We start from the raw sequence: 9,023 nt of genomic DNA, 5'->3' as shown, positions 1-9,023 counted from the left end.
AACAGCACGGTTCAGGTGTTTGACGGAACGAGCCAGGTCGGAACGACGACCGCCAACAGCAGTGGTGCGTGGACCCTGACCACCGGAAGCCTCGCGAGCGGCAGCCACGGCTTCACGGCCAAGGCGACGGACGTGGCCGGCAATACCAGCGTGGCGTCTGCAGCTCTGGCGGTGACGATCCCCTCGACGCCGGTGGCGCCGACGATTGCCTCGTTCTCGCCCGACACAGGCTTGGTTGGCGACGGAATCACCGACCAGAAGACCTTGACCCTGACCGGCGTCGCCGCGGCCAACAGCACGGTCACGGTTTTCGACGGGCCAAACCAAATCGGCACGGCAACCGCAAACAGCAGCGGTGCGTGGACGTTTACCACAGCGGCGCTGGCTGACGGCAGTCACAATTTCACGGCCACCGGCACGAGCTCGGGCCTGACCAGCGCCTCGTCCGCCGCGCTGTCCGTCACCATCGATACCACGGTGAACGCACCCGTGATCTCGTCGTCGACGGCGGCCGGCAGCGGCGCATACCTGTTGAAAGGGACGGCCGAAGCCAACAGCACCGTCAACATCTTCGACGGCACCAAGCAGGTCGGCACGGTCAAGTCCGACGCCAGCGGCGCGTGGAGCGTCACGGTGTCGTCGCTGGCCGTCGGCGATCACAGTCTCACGGCGAAGGCGGTGGATGTGGCCGGCAATATCAGCACAGCCTCGGCAGTCGTCTCTGTGGTGGTTTCGGCACTGGCGCCGAGCGCGCCGACTATCGTCAAGTTCTCGACTGACAGCGGCGTCGACGGCGATCACATCACCAACGACAACACGTTGACCCTGACCGGCACCGCCGCGGCAAACAGCACTGTGAAGGTGTTCGACGGTACCAAGCAGGTCGGCACGGCAACGGCTAATGGCAGCGGCAGCTGGGCGCTGACAACATCCAAGCTGAGCGACGGCGTTCATAATCTGACCGCGACCGCGACCGTGTCTGGCCAGACCAGCGCCGCGTCCAGCGCCTTCTCGATAACGGTGGATACACATGCGCCGACTGCGCCGGTCTTGGCCAGCGATTCCATCGTGAACACCAATCACGTGTTGCTGTCCGGAACCGCCGAAGCGAACAGCAGCATCACGGTCTATGACGGAACGAAGGTTGTCGGCACCGCGACGGCGGGCGCGAATGGAGACTGGAGTGTCACCACGAGCGCGTTGTCTAGCGGCTCGCACGTGCTGAAAGCGACGGCCACGGATGCCGCTGGCAACGTCAGCGCAAAATCCCATCCGCTCGATCCGGTGATCCCGGCGCCGGCCCCGCCGGCTGCGCCGATCATTGCCAAATTCTCGAATGACACCGGCATCGCCGGAGATCACATCACCAGCGACAAGACGCTGACGCTCACCGGCACCACGCTCGCGGACAGCTTGATCAAGGTGTTCGACGGCACCAAGCAGGTCGGCATCGGCAAGGCGGACGGCAGCGGCCATTGGACGTTGACCACGTCCACGCTGAACGATGGCACCCACAACCTGACGGCGACCGATACCGACTCGTCAGGTCATACCAGCGCGGCATCCTCCGCCTTGTCCGTCACCATCGACAGCCACGCGCCTGGCACGCCGAAGATGGCGGTTTACTCGCAGGGCGGCGCCGCGGTCGGCAACACGACACCGCTCGACGATCTCATGTTGAAGGGAACGGCCGAGGCCAACAGCACCATCAAGATCTTCGATGGCGGCAAGCAGATCGGCACCGTTGCCGCAGACGGCAAGGGGACCTGGGTTTTCGATACCGGTCACCTTAACGATGGCAGCCACAGCTTCTCCGTGTCAGCGGCCGACGCCGCCGGCAATGTCAGCGCTTTCTCCGCGGCCAGGCACGTGGCCGTGGACTCCGCGACGGCCCCAACGGCGTCGGTCGCCTTCACCGATATCAACGCGAACTGCAACAATACCGCCACGATCAACGGTACCGGTGACGCCAACAGCCAGATCAAGCTCTACGACGGCGACGTGTCGGTCGGCACGGTCAAGGTCGGCGCCGACGGGACCTGGAACTTCACCACGTCCAACCTGTCCTTCGGCACGCATACGTTCGAGGCGCAGGAAGTCGACAGCAGCGGCCATGCCGTTGCCACGAGCTCGGGGCGGGCCGTCGTCGGCTCGAACTCGGGCAACACGCTGGCCGGCACCAGTGGCAATGATCTCTTCGTCGGCAACGGTCATTCCGACACGTTCGTGTTCGCGCCCAACTTCGGCAACGACGTCATCAAGGACTTCGCTGCGGCAGGCAGAGGGCACGACACGATCCAGTTCAGCCCCAACGTGTTCGACAGCTTCGCGAGCGTGCTCTCTCACGCACAACAGGTCGGTCAGGACGTTGTTATATCTGCTGGTGCGGACACATTGACTCTGAAGAATACGAAGGTCGGCGCACTGAACAGCCACGACTTCCATTTCGCTTAGCGAGCAAAAGAGGGGCGAGCGATCGCCCGAATCAGAATTTCGCCGGCATTGACTACCCGGTCACCCACCTTCCGGGAGTGCCGCGGGTACGCGACGGTTTCGGATGAGCGCGAACACGTCAGCCTCGGCCTGTTATCATGGGTGCGACCAGCCGCGATTGAGCTCAGACGGCGCGGGCCGCGTGGGTATCGAGGTCAGGACTGATCAGTGAATTCGCACCACGTAGGCGCTGTCGGTCTCGCGAACCATTGTCCGGCGTCCGGGCCGCGGCAGCCTGTGCTTCCGCTCTATCGGTAACCGAGATTTTGGACCCGGGTTGGGATCTGGGTTGGAGCTTTGGCGCTCGCTTACCCGGTACGCCGCTGGTTCACGCCCGATCTGGATCCGGTCGATATTCCGCTCCGGTGCGGCAGCCCAGTCCGTCTCAGCAGCGAAATAGCAGCCGCTCAGAACATCCCAAAATATTGAATAGTCGCATTTAATGTGTTTAAGAGAATTAAAGTGGGAGGGCCCTGAGATGGCAGTCCCCGCTGGTGGACGATATTGTTTGGGATGCAAAACCGTTACGTTCGCGCTGAACATGAGTTCGGCCGTAACCGTGACGGGCACGCCGACTGACGTTGAATGATGGCGGGGCAGCCAATTACGCGAGCGGTCAGGCGTAGTTGGCGATGGGGACTCCGGGGTCGATGGACTGCGGCTCGGTCCTGCAGCCCGCACCAGACGCCAACAATATTGTCACCGCTTAAAGTTCTTTCGATCGACGTTTCTCGATTTAATTCGAGCCATTCAGAGGGGGGCGATAAATGGACATTGATAAAGCTGGATATATCCGGATTAGCCGTTCTTAGCGGCTGCAGTGGATAATTGCCTCACTTGCGCCCGAACCGTTCTTGGGTGAGGTCGAGGAATCGTCTTAAAAAAGACCACACCGGACACCAACCTCGGATGTGGGTCGGGTGGTAATGCAATTTTTTGGGCGGCGCGTAGTTATTACGATCTTCGACCGCAGAATGGCGCATATCGATGCGCTGATGTGATGGTCAATGGTCTGAGCGGCTCAAACAGTAATCGAGATCGGCCTTCAAGAAATCTCTGAGAGGCCTGATTCAGGGGACAACTGCCATGAGTGGTTTAGGAAGGCGTGGCGAGATCCGGCCGGCCAGCAACGGACCGGCGAGCAACAGAGATGTGGCTGAAATCGAGGTCTCGAACTTCGCGGTATTCAAGGCTGCTGTGGGCATATTGGCGGAGCGGGCCCAGCGCGAGTCGGAGCGGGCAATCGAACTCATCCGGCGGCGGATGTTCTCCGGCAAGCTTGCGAAGCCGGACGAATATGATGATCCTCGATCCGAGATATCTACCTTTCTCGTATCCTGCCGCCGGATATTCTGGAGCCTCGCTGTCTTCAGCGGCCTGAGCAATCTCTTGATGCTTACCGGCTCGTTCTTCATGCTTCAGGTTTATGACCGGGTGCTGCCCGGTCGCAGCATTCCGACGCTCATCGCGCTGCTGGTGCTGGCGATGATGCTTTATCTGTTCCAGAGCGGTCTCGATCTGGTCAGAAGCCGGGTCAGCGTTCGGATCGGACGTTATTTCGATGAGAGGCTTGGGCTTCGTGTGTTCGACTCGGTCGTGCGCCTGCCGCTCAAGACTCGCAGTGATGGTGATGGCCTGCAGCCATTGCGCGATCTTGACCAGGTTCGCAGCTTCTTGTCCGGGGGCGGGCCAACCGCGCTCTTCGATCTGCCCTGGATGCCGATTTATCTCGGTATCTGCTTCTTGTTCCACTTCTGGATCGGCATGACCTCGTTGGCCGGCGCGCTCGTGCTGGTCGGAATCACAGTCCTGACGGAGACGCGCACGCGCGGCCCGACAAAGGCCTTCTCGCGCCTCGGTGTCACGCGCAACGCGCTCGCGGCGGAGGGGCGGCGAAACGCAGAGGTCCTGCAGGCGATGGGAATGAGACGGCAGGCGGCGCTGCGTTGGCAGGATGTCAACAGCAAGTATCTCTCGGCGCATGAGCGGGCGAGCGATGTTGCGAGCGGGCTCGGCGGGCTTTCGAAGTTCTTTCGCTCGTTTCTGCAGTCAGTTGTTCTCGCGGTCGGCGCGGTCCTCGTCATCAACCAGGAATCGACCGCTGGCATCATCATCGCCGGCTCGATCCTGACGGCAAGGGCACTCGCCCCGGTAGAGGTGGCAATTGCGAACTGGAAGGGCTTCATCGGCGCCCGACAGTCGGCCGATCGGCTGGATCGATTGCTGAAGCTCCTGCCCGACGAGGTTGCGCGTCTCGGACTGCCCGCGCCCAAAGAGGCGCTCTTGGTGGATCAGCTCTATGTCGCGGCCCCCGAGTCGGAGAAGCTGATCCTCTCGGACATCTCGTTCAAATTGAAGGGTGGCGAAGCCGTCGGAATCATTGGTCCCAGTGGATCAGGCAAGTCGACGCTGGTTCGTGCGCTGGTCGGCGTCTGGCCACGGCTGCGCGGCACGGTCAAGCTCGATAATGCGGCGCTGGAGCAGTGGCCAGGCGATGAGCTGGGCAAACACATCGGCTATTTGCCGCAGGATGTCGAACTGTTCGAGGGCAGCATTGCCGTCAACATTGCGCGCTTCGATCTTCAAGCAACATCCCAGGCAGTGCTGGATGCCGCGCACGCAGCCCGCGCGCATGATCTCATACTCTCGCTTCCAGACGGCTATGCCACCAAGATCGGGGAAGGCGGAATGGCCCTGTCCGCCGGTCAGCGGCAACGCATCGGGCTTGCCCGGGCGCTCTACGGCAATCCTTTCCTGGTCGTGCTCGACGAGCCGACATCGAACGTCGATTCCGAGGGTGAAGAAGCGCTCACGGAAGCCGTTCTGAGCGTTCGCCGGCGCGGCGGCATCGTTGCCGTGGTTGCGCACCGGCCAAAGGCCCTCGAAGGGGTCGACCATGTCCTGGTGGTCGGCGAGGGAAGGCTTCAGTCCTTTGGGCCGAAGGAGGAGGTTCTCAAAAAGGTGCTGAGACCGGCAGCCCCGCTCAGGGTGGTGGCAGACGAGCAGGGAGGCGGACGATGGATCGCCAAGTAGCAACACCGGCGCTGCAGTCCATCCAGCGCTACATCGTCATCGGCATGTTCATGGTCGGCTTCGTTACCTTCGGTATCGGCGGCTGGGCCGCAACGTCCCAATTATCCGGAGCCGTGATCGGCCAAGGCGTCGTCGTGGTGGATTCGAGCGTGAAGAAGGTTCAGCACGCCACCGGCGGCATTGTCGGCGAGCTGCGCGTCCGCGACGGTGACCAAGTGAAGGCCGGAGACATTCTGATCCGGCTCGACGAGACACAAACGCTTGCGAGTGCAACGATCGTCACCAAGAGTTTCGACGAATTGCTCGCCCGCCAGGCGCGCCTCGAGGCCGAGCGCGACGGCGCTGAATCGATTGTGTTTCCTGCAGCCCTGCTCGAACGAGCGAAAGACAGTAGTCTGGAGGCGGGGCGTGCGATCTCGGCGGAGCGCACCTTGTTCGACCTGCGCCGGCAATCCCGGAACGGCCAGAAGTCTCAGCTCAAGGAGCGTAAGGCCCAGCTTCAGGATGAGATCAAGGGTTATGCCGGGCAGGCGGAGGCCAAGCAGAAGGAGGTCGACTTCATCCGCCAGGAGCTCGAGGGCGTCCGGACGCTCTTCCAAAAGAACCTCGTGCCGATTACGCGCCTGACCGCGCTTGAGCGCGACACCGCTCGGCTGGAAGGCGAACGGAGCCAGTTGAGCGGCATGATGGCGCAGTCAAAAGGAAAGATCGCTGAGATCGAGCTTCAGATCATCCAGATCGATCAGGACCTGCGCACCGAGGTCGGCAAGGATCTCATCGAAACACGCTCCAAGCTCTCCGAGCTCACCGAACGGAAGACCGCGGCGGTGGACCAGCTCAATCGAATCGATATTCGCGCGCCGCAGTCCGGCCGCGTTCATCAGCTTTCCGTCCACACCGTGGGAGGTGTGATTGCTCCTGGCGAGCAGATCATGCTCATAGTGCCGGATTCGGATGCCCTCGCGGTTGAAGTCAAGATCGCGCCGCGAGACATCGATCAGGTGTATGTGGGCCAAAGCGCGTCCATGCAATTCGCAGCGTTCAACCAGAAAACGACGCCAGAGGTCGACGGGGAGGTGAGTATGGTGTCGGCGGATCTGACGCAGGAACAGCGGACTGGCGCGAGTTTTTACACGGCGCGCATTCTGCTCAAGGCGGAGGAACTTGCGAGACTTGGATCGGCCAAGCTGGTGCCGGGCATGCCGGTCGATGTTTTCATAAAGACGCCCGCGCGAACCACGCTGTCGTACCTGATCAAACCGTTACGCGATCAGGCCGGGCGCGCGTTCAAGGAGCGCTGAGATCGACCAACTTGACCCGTTTTTCTGTTCACGTGGGGAACGACTCCGAGCAAGTTGAGGGGTGGCGCATCAATGGGTCTGTTCCGCAGAATGAGTCTGACGCGGTCCGGGCTGCAGTCCGATTCTTCTAAGTTCATAACCCCTTGCTAGTATCGCCTGCCACCATGGTCTTTCGTCCATATACCAACGCACCGTTCTCATGATGCCGGTCTCGAAGGTTTCTTGAGCGCGCCAGCCGAGTTCGTGTTCGAGTTTGGAAGCATCGATTGCGTAGCGATGATCATGGCCGGGACGGTCTTCAATGAATGAGATCAAGTCCCTGTGCGGGAATTCCTTGGGAGAGAGCTCGTCGAGCAGGTCGCAGATGGTCTCGGCCACACATAAGTTGGTCCTCTCGTTCCTGCCACCTATGTTGTAGGTGCTTCCGACCTTGCCACGCTCCAGTATGAGCGAGAGGGCCCTGGCGTGATCTTCTACATAGAGCCAATCCCGGACATTGCTTCCGTCTCCATAGATAGGCAGAGGTTTTCCGGCAAGACCTCTGATGATCAAGTGGGGAATGAGCTTTTCGGGGAAATGATAGGGGCCATAGTTGTTGGAGCAATTCGTGATCAGCGTGGGAAGTTCGTAGGTTTCGCGCCATGCCCGTACGAGGTGGTCAGATGCGGCCTTGCTCGCCGAATAAGGGGAGCTCGGCGCATAGGCCGTGCTCTCCGTGAAGTAGCCGTCATCGGCGAGCGAGCCGAAGACTTCGTCAGTGGAGATGTGCAGGAAGCGGAAGGTGTTTCGCCTCCGGGGCGGGATCGCGCGCCAGTATCGCAGCGCCTCCTGCAACAGCGTGAATGTGCCGACAATGTTGGTTTGGATAAACTCGCCCGGCCCATCAATCGAGCGGTCGACATGGCTTTCGGCAGCCAGGTTCATCACCGCATCGGGCTGATACTTGTCGAACAGGTTTCGTAGACCCTCGCTCTCGCAGATGCACTGTTGTTCGAAAGCGTAGCGCGGGTGGCCCTTGGCACATGGCAGCGAATCGAGATTGGCTGCGTAGGTAAGCTTGTCGATATTGACCACGCGAGCCTGCGTGTCCCGCAGCAGATGCCTGATCAGCGCGGAGCCGATGAATCCCGCTCCGCCAGTGACAAAAATCGTGAACTTGTCGAACCGCATACACCGCCTCCCTACCGGATCAGCGCGCGCGCGTAGTCGCGCGCGACGGACCTCAGGTATTCGCCGTAGCTGCTCTTGTCCGACCTTTCAGCGACTGCCTCGAACTGTCGCAGTGAAATATACCCTTGGCGCAGCGCGATTTCCTCGGGGCAGGCGATGCGCAGCCCTTGTCGCTGCTCCAGGATCTGAACGAAATGGCTTGCATCGACCAGTGAGTCGTGTGTGCCGGTATCGAGCCAGGCGAACCCACGGCCGAGCACCTCGACGAAAAGATCGCCCCGTTCGAGGTATGCCCTGTTCACGTCGGTGATCTCGATCTCGCCTCGCGCCGAAGGTTTAATCTTCGCGGCGATATCGAGCACGTCGTTGTCGTAGAAGTAGAGACCCGTTACCGCAACATTGGACTTCGGCTGCTTTGGCTTCTCTTCGATCGACACTGCCCGGCCCGTCCGGTCGAGTTCAACCACGCCATAGGCCCGCGGCTCATTGACCACATAGCCGAAAATGGTCGCGCCCTTCGAGCGAACGGTAGCGGCCGACAGCATGTTGGGAAGACTGTGCCCGTAGAAGATATTGTCGCCCAAAATCATCGCAACGGGGTCCGAGCCTACGAAGTCTCGGCCAACCAAGAAAGCGTCTGCCAGCCCGCGCGGCGTTTCCTGGGTCGCGTATTCGAAGCGGAGCCCGATCTCTGCGCCCGTGCCCAGCAGGCGTTGGAATAAAGGTTTGTCCTGCGGGGTGGAGATGATGAGGATATCTCTTATCCCCGCCAGCATCAGCGTTGAGAGCGGATAATATATCATTGGCTTGTCGAAGACAGGCAGGAGCTGCTTGGACACCACAGCGGTGACTGGATAAAGACGCGAGCCGGTGCCGCCGGCGAGAATGATTCCTTTCATCGCTGCTCCCGAATTAATCGTGTCGCAAATGATGCCTTGACTTCCAAAATCAAATATATGAATTGCTACATTTAATATGATTGCATGTCTATATTTATTTCGATATATTTAATTGGATTTTTTTAAT

General features: G+C 60.5%; 5 protein-coding genes. 3 read left to right on the top strand and 2 right to left on the bottom strand.

The genetic code is table 11. The features are described 5' to 3' along the window. The 3 genes from AC629_RS19575 to AC629_RS19565 all read left to right on the top strand — a co-directional run. Positions 1–2,454, top strand: a 2,454-nt coding sequence (locus tag AC629_RS19575) for an Ig-like domain-containing protein (RefSeq protein ID WP_245331925.1), incomplete at its 5' end; no start/stop codon positions are given. Between the two features lie 1,302 nt (positions 2,455–3,756). Beyond that, positions 3,757–5,526: a type I secretion system permease/ATPase gene (locus AC629_RS19570; RefSeq protein ID WP_084806662.1), complete on the top strand. Its 1,770-nt coding sequence runs from the start codon at positions 3,757–3,759 to the stop codon at positions 5,524–5,526. Continuing rightward, positions 5,511–6,827 (top strand): HlyD family type I secretion periplasmic adaptor subunit, encoded by a 1,317-nt coding sequence (locus AC629_RS19565; RefSeq protein WP_084806655.1) that lies wholly within the window; start codon positions 5,511–5,513, stop codon positions 6,825–6,827. Before AC629_RS19570 ends, AC629_RS19565 begins: the two co-directional genes overlap by 16 nt. Before the next feature lie 69 nt (positions 6,828–6,896). Here the strand turns inward: AC629_RS19565 and rfbB are convergent, their stop codons facing one another. After that, positions 6,897–7,997, bottom strand: a complete 1,101-nt coding sequence (gene rfbB / locus AC629_RS19560) for a dTDP-glucose 4,6-dehydratase (protein WP_084806654.1) — start codon at positions 7,995–7,997, stop codon at positions 6,897–6,899. Positions 7,998–8,008: 11 nt separating this feature from the next. Then, positions 8,009–8,896, bottom strand: a complete 888-nt coding sequence (gene rfbA / locus AC629_RS19555) for a glucose-1-phosphate thymidylyltransferase RfbA (RefSeq protein ID WP_084806653.1) — start codon at positions 8,894–8,896, stop codon at positions 8,009–8,011. Between the last annotated feature and the right edge of the window lie 127 nt (positions 8,897–9,023).

This window comes from Bradyrhizobium sp. NAS80.1 (assembly GCF_001908205.1).
Classification (GTDB): domain Bacteria; phylum Pseudomonadota; class Alphaproteobacteria; order Rhizobiales; family Xanthobacteraceae; genus Bradyrhizobium.
Note: the sequence above shows the minus strand (reverse complement) of the source record. Positions and strands in the feature narration are given on the sequence as shown.